General features: G+C 59.8%; 17 protein-coding genes. 6 read left to right on the forward strand and 11 right to left on the reverse strand.

Annotated features, from left to right (window positions below):
* Positions 1 to 242: 242 nt before the first annotated feature.
* From msrQ to SOP95_RS25190, 6 genes are all read right to left on the reverse strand, one after another.
* Complete coding sequence (gene msrQ / locus SOP95_RS25165) at positions 243 to 863, reverse strand: protein-methionine-sulfoxide reductase heme-binding subunit MsrQ (protein WP_323608701.1); 621 nt, start codon at positions 861 to 863, stop codon at positions 243 to 245.
* Positions 863 to 1,876: a protein-methionine-sulfoxide reductase catalytic subunit MsrP gene (gene msrP, locus SOP95_RS25170; protein ID WP_274074597.1), complete on the reverse strand. Its 1,014-nt coding sequence runs from the start codon at positions 1,874 to 1,876 to the stop codon at positions 863 to 865. The genes msrQ and msrP overlap by 1 nt, the downstream gene beginning before the upstream one ends.
* Positions 1,877 to 1,939: 63 nt before the next feature.
* A complete protein-coding gene (pssA, locus tag SOP95_RS25175) occupies positions 1,940 to 2,797 on the reverse strand; it encodes a CDP-diacylglycerol--serine O-phosphatidyltransferase (RefSeq protein ID WP_274074596.1) in 858 nt (285 codons plus the stop codon).
* Between the two features lie 144 nt (positions 2,798 to 2,941).
* Entirely contained in the window at positions 2,942 to 3,958 is a 1,017-nt protein-coding gene (gene ilvC, locus SOP95_RS25180) for a ketol-acid reductoisomerase (protein ID WP_007909969.1), read from the reverse strand.
* A gap of 45 nt (positions 3,959 to 4,003) precedes the next feature.
* Positions 4,004 to 4,495 carry an acetolactate synthase small subunit gene (ilvN, locus tag SOP95_RS25185; RefSeq protein ID WP_003176102.1) on the reverse strand — a complete coding sequence of 164 codons (492 nt, stop codon included), beginning with the start codon at positions 4,493 to 4,495 and terminating at the stop codon, positions 4,004 to 4,006.
* 2 nt (positions 4,496 to 4,497) lie between these two features.
* The gene (locus tag SOP95_RS25190) at positions 4,498 to 6,222 is read right to left on the reverse strand and encodes an acetolactate synthase 3 large subunit (RefSeq protein ID WP_274074595.1); all 1,725 of its coding nucleotides are present in this window, start codon (positions 6,220 to 6,222) and stop codon (positions 4,498 to 4,500) included.
* A gap of 397 nt (positions 6,223 to 6,619) precedes the next feature.
* On the opposite strand from SOP95_RS25190, the gene SOP95_RS25195 reads away from it, so the two are divergent.
* A complete protein-coding gene (locus SOP95_RS25195; RefSeq protein ID WP_323608702.1) occupies positions 6,620 to 7,039 on the forward strand; it encodes a DUF4124 domain-containing protein in 420 nt (139 codons plus the stop codon).
* A 118-nt stretch (positions 7,040 to 7,157) separates the two neighbouring features.
* Here the strand turns inward: SOP95_RS25195 and SOP95_RS25200 are convergent, their stop codons facing one another.
* Genes SOP95_RS25200 through mrcB form a run of 3 tightly spaced genes read right to left on the reverse strand, consistent with a single transcriptional unit; the run spans position 7,158 to position 10,583 of the window.
* A complete protein-coding gene (locus SOP95_RS25200; RefSeq protein WP_154910693.1) occupies positions 7,158 to 7,493 on the reverse strand; it encodes a YqcC family protein in 336 nt (111 codons plus the stop codon).
* Positions 7,493 to 8,245, reverse strand: a complete 753-nt coding sequence (locus SOP95_RS25205) for a tetratricopeptide repeat protein (protein ID WP_274074593.1) — start codon at positions 8,243 to 8,245, stop codon at positions 7,493 to 7,495. The genes SOP95_RS25200 and SOP95_RS25205 overlap by 1 nt, the downstream gene beginning before the upstream one ends.
* A 16-nt stretch (positions 8,246 to 8,261) precedes the next feature.
* The gene (gene mrcB, locus SOP95_RS25210; protein ID WP_274074592.1) at positions 8,262 to 10,583 is read right to left on the reverse strand and encodes a penicillin-binding protein 1B; all 2,322 of its coding nucleotides are present in this window, start codon (positions 10,581 to 10,583) and stop codon (positions 8,262 to 8,264) included.
* A gap of 115 nt (positions 10,584 to 10,698) precedes the next feature.
* Here mrcB and SOP95_RS25215 point away from each other — a divergent pair, with 115 nt between their 5' ends.
* From SOP95_RS25215 to SOP95_RS25235, 5 genes are all read left to right on the forward strand, one after another.
* Positions 10,699 to 12,255 carry a bifunctional aminoglycoside phosphotransferase/ATP-binding protein gene (locus SOP95_RS25215; RefSeq protein ID WP_274074591.1) on the forward strand — a complete coding sequence of 519 codons (1,557 nt, stop codon included), beginning with the start codon at positions 10,699 to 10,701 and terminating at the stop codon, positions 12,253 to 12,255.
* A gap of 91 nt (positions 12,256 to 12,346) precedes the next feature.
* Positions 12,347 to 12,691, forward strand: a complete 345-nt coding sequence (locus SOP95_RS25220; protein ID WP_274074590.1) for a pentapeptide repeat-containing protein — start codon at positions 12,347 to 12,349, stop codon at positions 12,689 to 12,691.
* 243 nt (positions 12,692 to 12,934) lie between these two features.
* On the forward strand, positions 12,935 to 13,207 hold the full coding sequence (locus SOP95_RS25225; protein WP_007971093.1) for a TfoX/Sxy family protein: 273 nt from the start codon (positions 12,935 to 12,937) through the stop codon (positions 13,205 to 13,207).
* A gap of 16 nt (positions 13,208 to 13,223) precedes the next feature.
* Positions 13,224 to 14,033, forward strand: a complete 810-nt coding sequence (locus SOP95_RS25230) for a Crp/Fnr family transcriptional regulator (protein ID WP_274074589.1) — start codon at positions 13,224 to 13,226, stop codon at positions 14,031 to 14,033.
* A gap of 294 nt (positions 14,034 to 14,327) precedes the next feature.
* On the forward strand, positions 14,328 to 14,645 hold the full coding sequence (locus tag SOP95_RS25235; RefSeq protein ID WP_274074588.1) for a Rieske (2Fe-2S) protein: 318 nt from the start codon (positions 14,328 to 14,330) through the stop codon (positions 14,643 to 14,645).
* Here SOP95_RS25235 and sfsA read toward each other — a convergent pair.
* Entirely contained in the window at positions 14,642 to 15,355 is a 714-nt protein-coding gene (gene sfsA / locus SOP95_RS25240) for a DNA/RNA nuclease SfsA (protein ID WP_274074587.1), read from the reverse strand. The two genes, SOP95_RS25235 and sfsA, sit on opposite strands and share 4 nt — an antisense overlap.
* A complete protein-coding gene (locus SOP95_RS25245) occupies positions 15,355 to 16,527 on the reverse strand; it encodes a pyridoxal phosphate-dependent aminotransferase (protein WP_274074586.1) in 1,173 nt (390 codons plus the stop codon). Before SOP95_RS25245 ends, sfsA begins: the two co-directional genes overlap by 1 nt.
* Positions 16,528 to 16,669 lie beyond the last annotated feature (142 nt).

The following is a 16,669-nucleotide window of genomic DNA, read 5'->3' on the forward strand; positions in this document are numbered from 1 at the left end:
TTCAAGGAATCCTTAACAACTTCAACCACTTGCGCTTCAGATCTCTCGTCAGCGGGAGGCGAATTCTACAGCGTTACACGCTGCTGTCAACACCTCTTTTTCAACTTCCTTCGCGCCTCGATGAACTGAAGCAACCTGCTGTCAAAACTGCGTAACTCATTGTTTACCAAGGAGTTTTCCGTTTCGACTGCGCCGGAAGTGGGGCGAATTATAGGCTTCCAGAATCTGCCGTCAACCACTAATTAGGCCTTTTTGGCAGAAGTGCCCTTTTTAGCCACCAAACGCGGGATTCGACGCGCCAGGGGCGGCAGCCTCAGCACTAACAACAGCGCACCTATGGACGCATAGATCGCCCACTCCTTCAGATCGGCACGCACGATCCAGAGCATGTGCAGCAATCCGAGCACCAGAATCAGATACGCCAGACGATGCAGCTTCTTCCAGCGCACGCCCAAACGCCGCTGACTGTAGCGATTGGAAGTGCACGCCAACACCAGCAAACACAAAAAGCCCAAGGCCCCGACAATGATGTACGGACGTTTGCGCAGCTCCACACCCAGCTGCGACCAGTCGAACCCAAGGATGAACGCAAGGTAGGCGCTCAAATGCAGGACGACGTAAGCGAAACACCACAACCCCAGTTGCCGCCGGACAGCTATCCACCCGGCCCAACCCGTGAGCTTTTGCAGCGGCGTCATGCTCAATGTGATGAGCAACAGAACAAGCGTCCCCAACCCCAACCGGTCCACCAGCACCTTGCCAGGATCTGGCCCCAGTGCATCCTGCCAGGCCTGGTCCAACCACAGCAGCGGCCACACCATTGCACTCACGAAAACCGCTGTACGCCAGAGCGGATGGCGCATCAGTAATTCTTCCGCAGATCTAGCCCTGCATATAAAGAAGCGACTTCATCCGCATAGCCGTTGAACATCAGCGTGTCGCGTACATTCGGCTTGAACAGGCCACTGGGCAATCGACGCTCGCGCGCCTGAGTCCAGCGCGGGTGGTCAACCGTAGGGTTCACGTTCGCGTAAAAGCCGTACTCGTCGGAGGCAATGCTCTGCCAGGTGGTTTCAGGCTGCTCGCTCACCAGGCTTATCCGGACAATGGACTTGATGCTTTTGAACCCGTATTTCCATGGCACCACCAGACGCAGGGGCGCCCCGTTCTGATTCGGCAACTCTCGCCCGTACATGCCCACCGCCAGTATTGCCAGTGGGTTCATGGCTTCATCCAATCGCAGCCCTTCTACATAAGGCCAGTCGATCAAGGCGAACCCGGACCGTTGGCCTGGCATGCTCTTGGGATCCTGCAGGGTTTCGAAGCGGATGAATTTGGCTTTTGACGTAGGTTCCACCTGTTTGAGCAATGCCGAAATCGGGAAACCGATCCATGGAATCACCATCGACCACGCCTCCACGCAGCGCAGACGGTAGATGCGCTCTTCCAACTGATAAGGCTTCATGAAGTCTTCCAGCGCATACCGCCCAGGCCGGCCCACCTCCCCGTCCACGACCACGGTCCAGGGTTGGGTCTTCAGTGCGCCAGCGTTGGCAGCCGGGTCGCCTTTGTCTGCGCCGAACTCATAGAAGTTGTTGTAGTGCGTGGCGTCCTTGAACGGGGTGATCGCTTCGTCCTTCACGCTGACGGCGCCCCACTGGGTGGATGGAAGCTTTTCGGCAAACCAGGACGGTGCCTTGCCAGGCTCGACATCCGGGTAACGCGCCGCTTCATCGGCCACAGCCCATCGAGGCAGACTGCTCACGGCCAATCCGGCCACGGCCGCACCCAAAACATTGCGTCGAGAAAGGTAGAGGGATTCAGGCGTGACGTCCGACTCATGGCAGTCGGACGCTTTTGGGACTTTGATCAGCATGGCTACTCCGCAGCATTGGAGAACAGACGCACCAACGTACTGCGGAGTATGAGGGAAATTACATCACTCAGCGCTTTTGCGCCGACGAAGATGTAACAGGTATTGCACGGGACCTGAGGCTGCGTAGCCGAGGAATACCAGGAGCAGGATACGCGGCGGATCACTGAACACGACCGCAAACACCAGCACCACGGCGAGGATCGCCACGAAAGGTACGCGCCCCTTCAAATCCAGTTCCTTGAAGCTGTTGTACTTGATGTTGCTGACCATCAGCATGCCGGCCGCCGCAACCAACAGCGCCACCAGGAAGGACATCTTCGAACCCTGGATGCCGTAATCGCTGAACGCCCAGACTATCCCCGCCACCACACCGGCTGCGGCCGGGCTGGCCAGACCGATGAAATAGCGCTTGTCGGCGGTACCGACCTGGGTATTGAAACGCGCCAGGCGCAACGCCGCGCCCGCTACATAGATGAAGGCGACCATCCAGCCGACCTTGCCCATGTCGCCCAGGGCCCAGCCGAAGGCGAGCAATGCCGGCGCCACACCAAAGGCGACCATGTCCGACAGTGAGTCGTACTCGGCACCGAAGGCGCTCTGGGTATTGGTCATGCGCGCAACGCGGCCGTCGAGGCCGTCGAGCACCATCGCCACGAAAATCGCGATGGCGGCAAAGGCGAAATACTTGCTCGCACCGATCGAGTCACCGGCGCTCAAGGCAGCCTGGGCACTCATCGAGTTGATGATGGAATAGAAACCGGCGAACAGGTTCGCCGTGGTAAACAGATTCGGCAGAAGATAGATACCACGATGCCGGACTTTACGGCCTTCAGCGTCATGCCCTTCTTCGACATGTTCATCGATGGGCAGCAGGCTTTCGGCGTCAGAGGCCTGGTTTGGCTCTTCGGGACGTTCGCTCATGGACATTACCTTGCAACGGGGTGGAAAGTTTCGACAGGTGTCTGGGACGACGGTTCGACCGCAAACGATGCAGCTTTATACCAGAACCAGCCCCCCAAACGAAAAAACGCGGCCTAAGCCGCGTTTTTCGTACAAGAGCTCGACTTAGTTCTTGGCTTTGTCGACGATCTTGTTGGCACCGATCCACGGCATCATGGAGCGCAGTTGCTCGCCGATGACTTCGATACCGTGCGCGGCGTTGTTACGACGCTTGGCGGTCATCGAAGGATAGCCGGTAGCGCCTTCGCTGATGAACATCTTGGCGTATTCGCCGTCCTGAATACGTTTCAGGGCGTTGCGCATGGCCTGACGGGATTCGGCGTTGATGACTTCCGGGCCGGTCACGTACTCGCCGTACTCGGCGTTGTTGGAGATCGAGTAGTTCATGTTGGCGATACCGCCTTCGTACATGAGGTCAACGATCAGCTTCAGTTCGTGCAGGCACTCGAAGTAGGCCATTTCCGGCGCGTAGCCAGCTTCAACCAGGGTTTCGAAACCGGCTTTTACCAGTTCAACGGTACCGCCGCACAGAACGGCTTGTTCGCCGAACAGGTCGGTTTCGGTCTCGTCCTTGAAAGTGGTTTCGATGATGCCGGTACGACCGCCACCCACGCCAGCTGCGTAGGACAGTGCTACGTTTTTAGCGTTGCCCGAAGCGTCCTGGTAGATCGCGATCAGGTCAGGGATACCGCCGCCTTTGACGAACTCGGAACGCACGGTGTGGCCTGGCGCCTTCGGCGCGATCATGATCACGTCGAGGTCAGCGCGTGGCACTACCTGGTTGTAGTGGATCGCGAAGCCGTGGGAGAAGGCCAGGGTGGCGCCTTTCTTGATGTTCGGCTCGATTTCGTTCTTGTACAGGGAGGACTGGAACTCGTCCGGGGTCAGGATCATGACCAGGTCGGCAGCAGCAACGGCGGAAGCAACGTCAGTCACTTTCAGGCCGTGGGCTTCAGCCTTGGCAACGGTGGCCGAGCCTTTGCGCAGGCCAACAGTCACGTCAACACCGGAGTCTTTCAGGTTGCACGCTTGAGCGTGGCCCTGGGAACCGTAACCGATGATGGCAACTTTCTTGCCCTGGATGATCGACAGGTCGCAGTCTTTATCGTAGAAAACTTTCATGAATTTCCCCTATATCAGGCCGTTCAGGCCATTCGCTAATTTGGTTTAGATGCTGAGTACTTTGTCGCCGCGGGCGATACCGGTGACGCCACTGCGGACGGTCTCCAGGATCGAGGCGGTGCCAATGGACTGGATGAAGCTGTCGAGCTTGTCGCTGGTACCGGTCAACTGAACGGTATACACGCTGGCACTGACATCGACGATCTGTCCACGGTAAATATCGGTGGTGCGCTTGATCTCGGCGCGCTGGGCGCCGGTGGCCTTGACCTTGACCAGCATCAGTTCGCGCTCGATGTGAGCACTTTCCGACAGGTCGACCAATTTGACCACTTCGATCAGCTTGTTCAGGTTCTTGGTGATCTGCTCGATGACTTCATCGTGACCCACGGTGGTCAGCGTCAGACGCGACAGGGTCGGGTCTTCGGTTGGCGCCACGGTCAGGCTTTCGATGTTGTAGTTGCGCTGCGAGAACAGGCCGACTACACGAGACAAAGCGCCAGGTTCGTTTTCCAGAAGCAAGGAAATAATGTGCCGCATGATTAAGTACGCTCCGTCTTGCTCAGCCACATATCGCGCATGGAGCCGTCTTTGATCTGCATCGGGTAGACGTGCTCGCTGGTGTCGACCGAAATATCGATCACCACCAGGCGATCTTTCATGGCGAACGCCTCTTCCATCTTCGACTTCAAATCTTTCGAATCGGTAATGCGCACGCCAACGTGGCCGTAGGCCTCTGCCAGCTTGACGAAATCAGGCAGCGATTCCATGTAGGAATGAGAGTGGCGGCTGCCGTAGCTCATGTCCTGCCACTGGCGAACCATGCCCAGCACACCGTTGTTCAGGATGACGATTTTTACCGGCAAACCGTATTGCAGGCAGGTCGACAGTTCCTGAATGTTCATCTGGATGCTGCCCTCGCCCGTTACGCAGGCGACGTCGTCATCCGGAAAGCTCAACTTGATACCCATGGCCGCCGGGAAACCGAAGCCCATGGTGCCCAGGCCACCGGAGTTGATCCAGCGGTTCGGCTTGTTGAACTTGTAGTACTGCGCCGCGAACATCTGGTGCTGACCCACGTCGGAAGCAACAAAGGCATCGCCCTTGGTCACTTCGCACAGGGTCTCGATCACCGCTTGCGGCTTGATGACACTGCCGTCGCCCTTGTCATAAGGGAACAGGCCGCGGTCACCGCGCCACTCGTCGATCTGCTTCCACCAGCTGGCAACGGACTCCTTGTTCGGGGTCTCGCCGATTTCCTTGAGGATCGCGACCATTTCGGTCAGGACGCTCTCGACCGGACCCACGATAGGCACATCGGCCTTGATGGTCTTGGAGATCGAAGCCGGGTCGATGTCGATGTGAATGATCTTGGCGTTCGGGCAGAACTTCGATGCGCCGTTGATGACGCGGTCGTCGAACCGTGCGCCGACGGCCAGGATCACGTCAGCATGGTGCATCGCCAGGTTGGCGGTGTAGCTGCCGTGCATGCCCAGCATGCCGATGAACTGACGGTCGGTGCCAGGGAAACCGCCCAGGCCCATCAGGGTATTGGTCACTGGCAGGTTGAGCATTTTCGCCAGCTCGGTCAGCGGCGCGGAGCCGTTGCCGAGAATCACGCCACCGCCCGAATACATCACGGGACGCTTGGCCGCCAGGAGCATTTCTGCCGCCTTGCGGATTTGCCCCGAGTGGCCGCGAACGGCCGGGCTGTAGGAGCGCAGCTTGGCTTTTTTCGGGAAGATGTATTCGAACTTCTCGGCCGGGTTGGTCATGTCTTTCGGGATATCGACAACGACAGGACCAGGACGACCGGATTGCGCCAGGTAGAAGGCTTTCTTCATGACTTCCGGGATTTCCGACGCGTGCTTGATCATGAAGCTGTGTTTCACGATCGGCCGGGAGATACCGATCATGTCGGTTTCCTGGAAGGCGTCGGTACCGACCATGGTGCTCGGCACCTGGCCGGAAATCACCACCATCGGAATGGAGTCCATGTAGGCCGTGGCGATACCGGTGATGGCGTTGGTCGCGCCCGGGCCGGAAGTCACCAGTACCACGCCGGCTTTACCGGTGGCACGGGCGTAGCCGTCAGCCATATGGGTCGCGGCCTGCTCGTGACGAACCAGGATGTGGGTCACTTCCGGTTCTTTGAACAGGGCATCATAGACATGAAGAAGAGCACCACCCGGGTACCCGTAGATATATTTGACGCCTTCGTCACGCAAAAAGCGGACGAGCATCTCACCGCCAGATAAAAGCTCCACGTTGTTCACCTCTAAAACGCCAGAATACCGCCCACAAAAGGGACGGGTCTTAATAGGTTTACTTCTCAGCAGAGCATGAGCGACGGTGGTCGCCGACTACGTCAGCACTGACTGAGCAAGTATTGGGATCGTCCCAAGTGTTGCGGGCCTTTCCCACCCAGCGCGAGGTAACGCGTTGCGGGTGTAACAGGTCGGCGCGGATGTGCGCCTCATGATCTGCCGAGTGGGTCTGCTTCTGGCAGTCCCTCTACAGCGGACTTTGGATTCTTCTGTTTCGTCCCCTGCAAGTCAAGTCGTCTATGAGGTTTATTCTACTAACCACATGAGAACGCAAGAAAAAACCTGTAAACCTCCAGTGTGTTAGCTTCAATTGCGCAACTTTTGACTAGGAATTGGCATGCGTACGCACTTCTTCATCGCCGGCCTGATGGCCGCCCTCAGCCCGCTGTCCCTGGCCGCGCAAATTTACCAGTGGGTCGACGCCCAGGGCGTTACCCATTTCGATGCGCAACCGCCCAGGGATCAGCCAGCCACGACCCTCGTCACGCCCGCCTCCTCTGGAAAATCGGGTACCGCCGCACAGAGCGGCGCCATTGGTGACCAACAGGCGATCGACAAGTCGGTGAAGCAGCAGGTGGCCGAGCAACAGAATCAATTGAGGGCTTTCTGCGAACAGGCACGAACCAACCTGGCGCAGTTGCAGAATAATCCGCGCTTGAGAGAGGAAGTGGATGGTCAGATGCGGCGTCTGGATGACTCCCAACGCCAGGAGCGCATCGGCGAAACGCAGAAACAGATTGCCGACAACTGCATGTAGGAGCTGTCTCGTGGAACGAGGCTGCGATCTCTTGATCTTTGAAAAGATCGCAGCCTCGTTCCACGAGACAGCTCCTACAGGTTCCCGCAGGCACCACAGGTTCCGACGAAGGGGCGGGTTAGCGGGAGGCAGTGATCAGTTGATCGAACTCTTTGAGCAACACCTGCAGCTGACGATCCCGGCCCTGGACATTGCGTCCGGCGAAGACCATTTCCGCCATTTCCTGGATGCCCGATGCGTTCGGCAATGGCAGGTCCTGCTCGAGGATCATCTTCATGCGCGGCAGGAAGATCCATTGCAGCCACTGCTCGAAGTCCAGTGTATCGACCGAAAACGGCTCAACACTGGACAGCGCTTCAGCGGAGGGTGGAACTTCGTCCCACCACCCTTGCACGCGCAATTCACGCTCGATCAGCAGTAGCTGATCGGCGATTTTTAGAAAGCGTGCATCCATTACGACGTGACCTTGGCTTTCTGACGAGCCAGTGCCGCGCCCGAGGAGTCGCCCTGCTTCTCACGCGCCTGGGCGATCAGTTCCCACAGGCTGGCTTGAAGTGCCGGACGGCCGTTGGCGAAGGTCAGGCCACGGCGGGCAAATTGCTCGGCTTGCGGCGCATCGCCTTGGGCCATGCGCACTTGTGCCAGGCGATACAGCACTTGCGGCTCACGCGGGGCCACACGCTGGGCACGTTCGAGGCTGGACGAAGCGCCATTGAGGTCGCCGCTGGCCTGTTGTTGCTGAGCGGTGGTCAACAGGGCCAGTACCGGACCGTCCAGTTGCTCGTCGGCGGACAGGCCACCGGAACTACTGGCCGACGGAATACCGCTCGGCGTCGACGGCATGCTGTAGCTGCCCTGATTGACCGGTGCCGACTGTACAGGCGACGTGTCGATCGGGCCTGGCGTTATTGGTCCTGGAGTAATGGGCCCCGGAGTAATTGGACCAGTGCTGATCGGTGCCGACGCCACCGCACCACCACCTGGCACCATCACGACCACACCGGTATCGCCTTGTGGAATCTCCTGAGGCCTGGACTGCACAGGACGTTGCACCGTCGTCTGACGGTATCCGCCGTTCGCCGATACGCGCTCGCTGTTGGAAACCCTGGTGCCGGAGTCCTCCACCGGAATCGAGCCGCGCTGCACCGTGGAGCAGCCGCTGAGCAAAGCCACGGCGGTAACCGCTGGAATCAACCACTTGTTCACTTGAAACCCTCTTTGCTTAATTCATCCAGCCCTTGACCCAATCCATCACCGTTTCGCCGGAAGGGCTTTCGCCACCGCAAGCGGCACCGGGAGGCGGTTCGCTGCCGCGAATATACGGCATCTGCACGGCGCCCGGGCAACCGGCGTCGGAACCTTGTCCGGTGCGCGAATCGACCCAGGCCTGAACGATATTATCCGGCTGCGGCATGTCCAGCGGCAACGGGTCGGCCTTGCGCATGAAGCTGGTCCAGACCTGCAACGCACCGGTGGCACCGGTGAACGGGGTCTTGCCGTTATCGTCGCGCCCCAACCAGACCACCGCCAGCAAGTCCTGACTGAACCCGGCGAACCAACTGTCCCGCGAGTCGTTACTGGTGCCGGTCTTGCCGGCCAGGGTCAAAGTCTTTGGTAACACGTTGTAAACCGAGCTGCCGGTACCCTCGCGCATGACCCGCTGCATCGCGCTCTGGATCAGGTAGATCGACGCCGGGTCGAAACGCTGCTGGATCTGGAACGGATAGCGCTTGAGCGGCTCGCCTTCAGCCGTCAATACACTGCGAATCCCGCGCATTGGCGTATTGAAACCACCGTTGGCGAGCGTCTGGTACATGGTTGCCACTTCGATCGGGGTCATGCCGCCGGCACCCAACAACATCGACGGGAAGGCCGGGAACTCGCGGCTGACACCCAGGCGCCCGAGTGTCTTGAGGACATTCGGCACGCCCACGGCCAGGCCCAGGCGCGCGGTCGACAGGTTGTAGGAGTGCGCCAGCCCTTGATAAAGGAACACCGTGCCGTGGGAGCGGCGATCGTAGTTCTGTGGTTTCCAGACCTGGCCGTCCGCGCCCTTGACCGAGAAGGACTCATCCGACAGCCAACTGGTCAATGTGTACTGGCTGGGTTTTTCCAGCGCCGTCAGATAAACCGCCGGCTTGATCAACGAGCCGATCGGCCGCACCGCGTCCAGCGCCCGGTTGAACCCGGCAAAGCTGGCCTGGCGACTGCCGATCATCGCCTGCACCTCACCGGTTTCCGGGTTGGTCACGACCATGGCCGCCTCGACATCATCCGACCCCTTGCGACCCGACAGGCGCTTGAAGGTATCGTTGACCGACGCTTCGGCTTTCATCTGCAGGATCGGATCGAAGCTGGTAAAGATCCGCAGCCCCTCCTCGGTCAAGTCTTCGTCGCGGTAGTCTTCGCGCAGCTGGCGCTTGACCAGGTCCAGGAAGCCAGGGAACGAGCTGTCCGCCAGGCTGCCGCGCTTGGTCACGCCCAGCGGCATTTTCTTCGCCGCTTCGACTTGCTCGGCCGTGGCAACGCCCTGTTCCTGCAGCACATCGAGCACCAGGTTACGCCGCTCGAGTGCACGCTCCGGATAGCGGCGCGGGTTGTAGGAGGATGGCCCCTTGACCATGCCGACCAGCAAGGCCACCTGATGCAGCTTGAGCTCAGCCAATGGCTGACTGAAGAAGAACTGGCTGGCCAACCCGAAACCGTGCACCGCGCGTTGACCGTCCTGGCCGACAAACACCTCGTTGAGGTAAGCCTCGAGGATTTCACGCTTGTCGTAGTGCAGTTCGAGCAGCAGCGCCATCATCGCTTCGGTCAGCTTACGGCTCAGGCTGCGCTCGTTGGTCAGGTAGAAGTTCTTGACCAGCTGTTGAGTCAGGGTACTGCCACCCTGGCGCATGCGGCCCGACGAACCGTTGACCCAGATCGCACGGGCGATCGACTTCGGCGAAACACCAAAGTGGTGATAGAAATCACGGTCCTCGACAGCGACCAGGGTTTCGAGCAGATACGGCGGCACCTGGTCGATCTTGATCAGGATCCGGTCTTCGAGGTTTTTCGGGTACAGGCCGCCGATCAGCAGCGGCTCCAGACGCACCACCGACAACTTCGAGCCTTTGGTCGACGACAGCTCGGCCACGTAATCACCCGAGAAGCGCACACGCACCGGCTGCGCTTGCTCCATACCCTCATAGAACTGGAAGCCACGGGTATTCAGATCGACGGTATTGCCGTTGACCGACGCCGCGCCCGGACCGTTGGCCACGCTTTCACGGCGATAGCCCAAGGCATCGAGCTCGGTGAGAAAATCGTCCCTGCTCAACTTTTGTCCGACGAACAGCTCGAGCGGGCGCGCGTAGACCTTGGCCGGAATGGTCCAGCGCTTGCCGGAGAACTTCTCCTGCACGATGGCATCGAGGTACACGGCGAACCCGGCCAACACCACGAGGCCGACCAGGCTGAGTTTAAGGGCCCAGCCCAGCCAGGGCCGCAGGCCTCTGGAGGGTGGTTTTTTTGGGGTACGGGGGGATCGAGTACGAGTCATGGCGGCGGATTATACGCACTTTATTCATACTCAACAGGAGGCCCGCAAGTTTGCGTTAGGCTGGCTAGACGCCATAATGACGACCTGAATTTTTTCCGACTCTTAAGGATCGCCTGTGAGCCAGTCCCTGATCGCCGCCCTGCAAAACAAGGCCCTCTACCCGCATCCTGTAGATGGATTCAAGGTCATCGAGACCCACATTTCCTGGGTCGTGCTTACCGGCCCCTTTGCTTATAAAGTGAAGAAGCCGATGAACTTCGGCTTCCTCGACTTCACCACCCTCGAGGCTCGCGGGCATTTCTGCGCTGAAGAACTGCGCCTGAACCAGCGCCTGACCCAGGATCTTTATCTCGAAGTGCTACCGATCACCGGTAGCGCCGAAGCACCGCAACTGGGCGGCGAAGGCCCGGCCATCGAGTACGCCCTGAAAATGCGCCAGTTTGGCCAGGACGGTTTGCTCAGCACGCTGCAAGCCAACGGCGAATTGACGCCCGCGCACGTCGACCAGATGGCTGACCAGATCGCCCGCTTCCACCTTGACGCACCGCGCGTGCCGGCAGAACACGAAGCCGGGACCCCGGACAGTGTCATGGCCCCTGTGCGGCAAAACTTCGAGCAGATTCGCCCCTTCCTCAGCGACAAGGCCGACCTGCTGCAACTGGACGCCCTGCAGGCCTGGGCCGACAGCAGCTTCGAACGCCTCAAGCCACTGTTCAGCCAGCGCAAGGCCGAGGGTTTCATTCGCGAATGCCACGGTGATATCCACTTGGGCAACGCTACGGTGATTGACGGCCAGGTCGTGATCTTCGACTGCATCGAATTCAACGAACCGTTCCGCTTCACCGACGTGTACGCCGACACCGCGTTTTTGGCGATGGACCTGGAAGACCGCGGCCTGAAGTGCCTGGCACGCCGATTCATCAGCCAGTACCTGGAGCTGACCGGCGATTACCAGGGCCTGGAACTGCTCAACTTCTATAAGGCCTACCGCGCCCTGGTTCGCGCCAAGGTAAGTCTGTTCAGCATGCCGGCCGAGGCGACCCCGGTACAGCGCGCCACGACACTGCGCCAATACCGCAACTACGCCAACCTGGCGGAAAGCTACAGCACCATCCCTTCGCGTTTCATGGCCATCACCCACGGTGTGTCCGCCGTGGGCAAAAGCCACGTGGCGATGCGCCTGGTGGAAGCACTGGGGGCGATTCGCCTGCGCTCCGATGTCGAACGCAAACGCCTGTTCGGCGAGCAAACCGTGGCCAATGACCTGCAGGCCGGCATTTACAGCGCTGACGCCAGCGCCGCGACCTACCAGCGCCTGCACGACATTGCCGCAGTGATCCTGCACGCCGGGTTCCCGGTGGTGGTCGACGCCACTTACCTCAAGCATGCGCAGCGCGACAGCGCGGCGAAAGTGGCCGAGGCAACCGGCGCACCGTTCCTGATCCTAGACTGCAATGCACCGCAAGCAGTGATCGAGAGCTGGCTGGCCCTGCGCCAGGTCGACAAGAAGGATCCGTCCGACGCTACCCTGGCCGTGATCGAAGCCCAGCAAGCCAGCCGTGAAGCGTTGACGCCTGCAGAAATTCTCTGCAGCAAGCGCGTACAGACCAATGAAAGCGGCACCCTCGACACGGTGGTGGAACAGATTCGCCAGCGCCTGCCGGGACTGTAAGCAAACCTTTGGGCCGTGAAGCCTGCCCCGGCTTCGCGGCTTTTAGATAGTGGCACTACACTGGCGTCATGAATCCAACAGGTGACGCAAAATGAGCCAACCGAAACTGCTCGACACCCCGCTCTACGCCTTGCTGCACAAAGACGACATCGCGGGCTTCAATAAAGAGCGCCCCGAGCAAGGGCCTATCGACATGGTCGGTGGTGATTTCCGCGGCCTGGACCTGCGCGAACTGAACGCCGACGGCATCGACTTCACCGACGCCTATTTCCGCTCCGCCGATTTGCGCGGCATCGATTTTCGCAACGCATCGCTTGAAGGGGCGAGCCTCGCCCACGCGCAGATTTCCGGCGCCTACTTCCCGGTGGAACTGAGCGCCGACGAAATCCTGATGTCGATGAACTTCGGTACGCGCCTGCGTTATCGCACCCGCTGATCGCCCGTCTGAATTGACAAGTCCCGCGCCCTCGCCTCGCGCTTGACTGCGTGCTTTTTTGCCTGAAATTCTATCGTTTTTATCATCCTTACCCTCCTCTTCGCAGCTTTTCGAAGCACTCGCGCCTGCACCCTCTTAGAAGCGTTTGCGTCAAAAACGAGCAAACAATCACGCTTTTCCTACTGATGGCTACACTCCTCAGAAGCTTGCCCACGCACCATTCGGCCATCGCAAGGAGGCTTGATGAATGATGAACTGCAACACCTGAAGAATCTTGGCAAGACGTCGGCGCAGTGGCTGCATGCCGTGGGCATCCACAGCGCCTCGGACTTGCGTCGCCTGGGGGCGGTGGATGCCTATCGGGCCGTGCGCACGCGCGGGTTTCGGGCGTCCAAGGTGTTGTTGTACGCAATCGAAGGCGCGTTGATGGACGTGCACTGGAACGACATTCCCGCCGAACGCAAGGAAGCCTTGAACAAACAGCTCGAAGCCATCTCGTCACGCCACAAGAATTGAACGAGTACCGCTCGCCATGTACTTACTTGGGGAACAACCGGCTTACGCCGAAACACTGATCAATCGACTGCAAAACCTTCCTGCCCGCCTGTTGCAGGGGTTGGCACCGAGTGGGCCCGCCGTCGAGTTTCCTGCCATCGACGACCTCGCCGCGGCGCTACCCAGCGACCAGCTGTACATGCTGGACAGCGGTCGATTGCACGGATGCATCGATGATCGCGCGCTGTTCTATCTGCGCCAGGGCGACCTGATCGGCCTGCGCCAGGACGCGGGGTTGCCGCGCTGTCGCCTGTGCAGCAAGACGCCCCTGGCGCTGACGCCCTACCTTCGATCGCAGGTGTTCCAGCACATCTACGCCGACCCGACCCGCTCGGAACTGTTCCTGCAATACATGGCGGGCCAGACGGCCCTGCTGTCCGATGCCGTAGCACGCCTCAAGCAACCGGAATTTCGCGCCACCAACGGCTTCCAGCGCGTCGCCAGCGGCGAAACGCTGATCCATCAGGGCGATGAGGCGGACCATGTGTTCGTGATCATCGAGGGTCACGCCGAAGCATTTGTCGATGGATTCAAAGTGGGCGATGTGCCCAAGGACGAGATTTTCGGCGCCATGGCGGTGTTTACCGGCGAGAAACGCAGCGCTACGGTCATCGCCAGCGAACCAAGCACCATAATGCGTATTCCCAAGGACCAGTTCCTGAGCCTCACCCAGAGCAATCCGAAGATTGCCAGCTGCCTGATCGAGAGCATGGCCCGCCGTATCGACCTGCTGAATAAACAGGTTACACAACTGATGGCACTGAAAACGACAGGCAGAGCTCAATGAATACAAGGACTTGGAACGAGCGTGCGACAGGAATCGAAGAAATGGAAAATCACCTGTTGACTTGGTAATGAGAATCGATATGATTATCACAACTGGTCGCGAGACTGGTCGATCTTCTGAAAAGCCCTTGGTTCGGACTCTCAGATTATCTCCTCATCAGGCTAATCACGGTTATTTGACCCGGCTCTTGCCGGGTCTTTTTTTGCCTGTGGAAAAGTCATCCGGCGCTGCGCCAAGTATCCTGAGCACCTGAGTTCTGCTCGCACCGGGCAATTGCGCCATTTGAGGATCAGCATGAAATTTCTCTGTACCGGCATCGAGTTGGCCGATGCCAGCAGCCGCGGTTTCGACATTGACGGCCAGAGGCTGTTCGCCGTGCGCCGGGGCGGCCAGGTCTACGTCTATATCAACCGCTGCCCGCACCGTGGCGTCGGACTGGAATGGAGCCCCGACCAGTTCCTCGACCCCAGCAACAGCCTGATCCAGTGCGCCACCCATGGCGCCCTGTTCCTGATCGAAGATGGCGAATGTGTCGCCGGCCCTTGCGCAGGGCAATCGTTGACCCGTGTCGATTGCCGCGAAGACGCGCAAGGCATCTGGGTCAGCCTCTAACCGCCGAGCAACACCTGCAGACGCCGGTCCACCACCATCTCCTCATGGCTCAGGCGTACGCCGTAGGCCAGCACTTCAACTCCGCACGCCACGGCTTCGCGCAAGGCCTGGGCGTAGGCTGAGTCGATCTCTTCAGCCGGCCGCACGGCCTCGATGCCCGTGAGATTGACGCAATACAACTGCACCGCGCGAATCCCGTCCCGGGCCAGATGCGCCAATTCACGCAAATGCTTGGCCCCACGCTGGGTAACCGCATCGGGAAACGCCGCCACGGGCGTGCCGTCGTAACCCAAGGTGACGCTTTTGACCTCCACGTACGCTGGGCCACCCGGGTAATCGAGGCGGAAATCGATGCGACTGCTTTCCTGGCCGTAGGCAACTTCGCGTTTCAGTTCGGTGAAACCGTTCAACTCGGTGATCACGCCCGCCCGCAGCGCCTCTTCGACCAGGCCATTGGCCCGCCCCGTGTTCACGCAGAACAAGCGCCCGTGCGGGGTCTCGCCGACTTCCCAGGTGCCGGGCAGCTTGCGCTTGGGGTCATTGGAGCGGCTGAACCAGACCTGCCCGCCTTCGACCTGACAATTGAGCATCGAGCCAGTATTGGGGCAGTGAATGGTCAGCAACTCGCCATCGACGGTTTCGATGTCGGCGAGAAAACGTTTGTAGCGGCGAATCAGCCGACCTTCTTCGAGGGGAGGATGAAAACGCATCAGCCTTGCCAGCTCCGCAGGCCACGACCGATACGCTCCACCGCTTCCTGCAAGCGTTCGAGGTTTTGGGTGTAGGCAAACCGTACGTGGTGCCCGGCTTGATAACGACCGAAGTCCAGCCCGGGGGTGATGGCGACATGTTCGGTTTCGAGGAAGTGACGGCAGAACGCGAAGGCATCGCCGCCGAACTTGCTGATATCGGCGTACAAGTAGAAAGCACCTTCCGGCTCGACGGCGATGCCGAAACCGAGGTCTCTCAGGGCCGGCAGGAGGAAATCCCGACGACGACCGAATTCGGCGCGACGCTCTTCCAGGATCGCAATGGTGGCCGGCTCGAAACAGGCCAGCGCCGCGTGCTGGGCCATGCTTGGCGCGCTGATGTAGAGGTTTTGCGCAAGCTTTTCCAGCTCGCCCACCGCCGCGTCCGGCGCTACCAGCCAGCCCAGGCGCCAGCCGGTCATGCCGAAATACTTGGAAAAACTATTTAGCACAAAGGCACTGTCGTCGACTTCCAGCACGCTGGCCGCATCGGTGCCGTAGGTCAGGCCATGATAGATCTCGTCCACTACCAGGTGGCCGTGGCGCTGCTTGATGGCCTGGGACAGGCCAGCCAGCTCGTCGCGGGTGAGGATGGTGCCGGTCGGGTTGGCCGGGGAAGCCACCAGCGCGCCCACGCTGTCGTGATCCCAATGCCGGGCGATCAAATCCGGGGTCAGTTGATAACGCACCTCCGGTCCGACCGGGACCAGCTGCGCCGCGCCTTCCACCAGTCGCAGGAAGTGCCGGTTGCACGGGTAACCCGGGTCGGCCAGCAGCCAGTGCTTGCCTGGATCGACCAGCAAGGCACTGGCCAGCAGCAACGCACCGGAACCGCCGGGCGTGATGAGAATGCGGCGCGGGTCGATGTTCAAGCCATAACGCTGCTGATAAAAGGCCGAAATGGCCTCACGCAGCTCGGGAATGCCACGGGCGGCGGTGTAGCGCGTCTTGCCCCCTTCCAGCGCGGCCTGCCCGGCGCGGATGATCGGCTCGGCGGTGGTGAAGTCCGGTTCGCCGATTTCCAGGTGGATCACATCGTGACCGGCAGCCTGCAATTCATTGGCCCGCGCCAGCAACGCCATGACATGAAATGGTTCGATCGCGCGACTGCGGGCACTGTAGGACTGAGCCATTGGCCTTCCTTCAACAGGGAAAAGAATCGATTCTACCCAAGCGCAGGAACGAGCGAGAACCTAAAGCGGTCAGAGGCCATATCACCCGGGCCACAAACGAACTGAGCGAGTGCCCCAGGTTTGACTAAAATCATTAATTGAG

Origin of the sequence: Pseudomonas sp. YuFO8, assembly GCF_035065025.1 — a bacterium.
Classification (GTDB): Bacteria; Pseudomonadota; Gammaproteobacteria; order Pseudomonadales; family Pseudomonadaceae; genus Aquipseudomonas; species Aquipseudomonas putida_AE.

Coding starts and splice junctions, on each gene's coding strand:
- SOP95_RS25245 (WP_274074586.1), bottom strand. CDS start 16,527: ATGGCTCAGTCCTACAGTGCCCGCAGTCGCGCGATCGAACCATTTCAT.
- mrcB (WP_274074592.1), bottom strand. CDS start 10,583: ATGACTCGTACTCGATCCCCCCGTACCCCAAAAAAACCACCCTCCAGA.
- sfsA (WP_274074587.1), bottom strand. CDS start 15,355: ATGCGTTTTCATCCTCCCCTCGAAGAAGGTCGGCTGATTCGCCGCTAC.
- msrQ (WP_323608701.1), bottom strand. CDS start 863: ATGCGCCATCCGCTCTGGCGTACAGCGGTTTTCGTGAGTGCAATGGTG.
- SOP95_RS25235 (WP_274074588.1), top strand. CDS start 14,328: ATGAAATTTCTCTGTACCGGCATCGAGTTGGCCGATGCCAGCAGCCGC.
- SOP95_RS25200 (WP_154910693.1), bottom strand. CDS start 7,493: ATGGATGCACGCTTTCTAAAAATCGCCGATCAGCTACTGCTGATCGAG.
- ilvN (WP_003176102.1), bottom strand. CDS start 4,495: ATGCGGCACATTATTTCCTTGCTTCTGGAAAACGAACCTGGCGCTTTG.
- SOP95_RS25220 (WP_274074590.1), top strand. CDS start 12,347: ATGAGCCAACCGAAACTGCTCGACACCCCGCTCTACGCCTTGCTGCAC.
- SOP95_RS25195 (WP_323608702.1), top strand. CDS start 6,620: ATGCGTACGCACTTCTTCATCGCCGGCCTGATGGCCGCCCTCAGCCCG.
- SOP95_RS25230 (WP_274074589.1), top strand. CDS start 13,224: ATGTACTTACTTGGGGAACAACCGGCTTACGCCGAAACACTGATCAAT.
- pssA (WP_274074596.1), bottom strand. CDS start 2,797: ATGAGCGAACGTCCCGAAGAGCCAAACCAGGCCTCTGACGCCGAAAGC.
- msrP (WP_274074597.1), bottom strand. CDS start 1,876: ATGCTGATCAAAGTCCCAAAAGCGTCCGACTGCCATGAGTCGGACGTC.
- ilvC (WP_007909969.1), bottom strand. CDS start 3,958: ATGAAAGTTTTCTACGATAAAGACTGCGACCTGTCGATCATCCAGGGC.
- SOP95_RS25225 (WP_007971093.1), top strand. CDS start 12,935: ATGAATGATGAACTGCAACACCTGAAGAATCTTGGCAAGACGTCGGCG.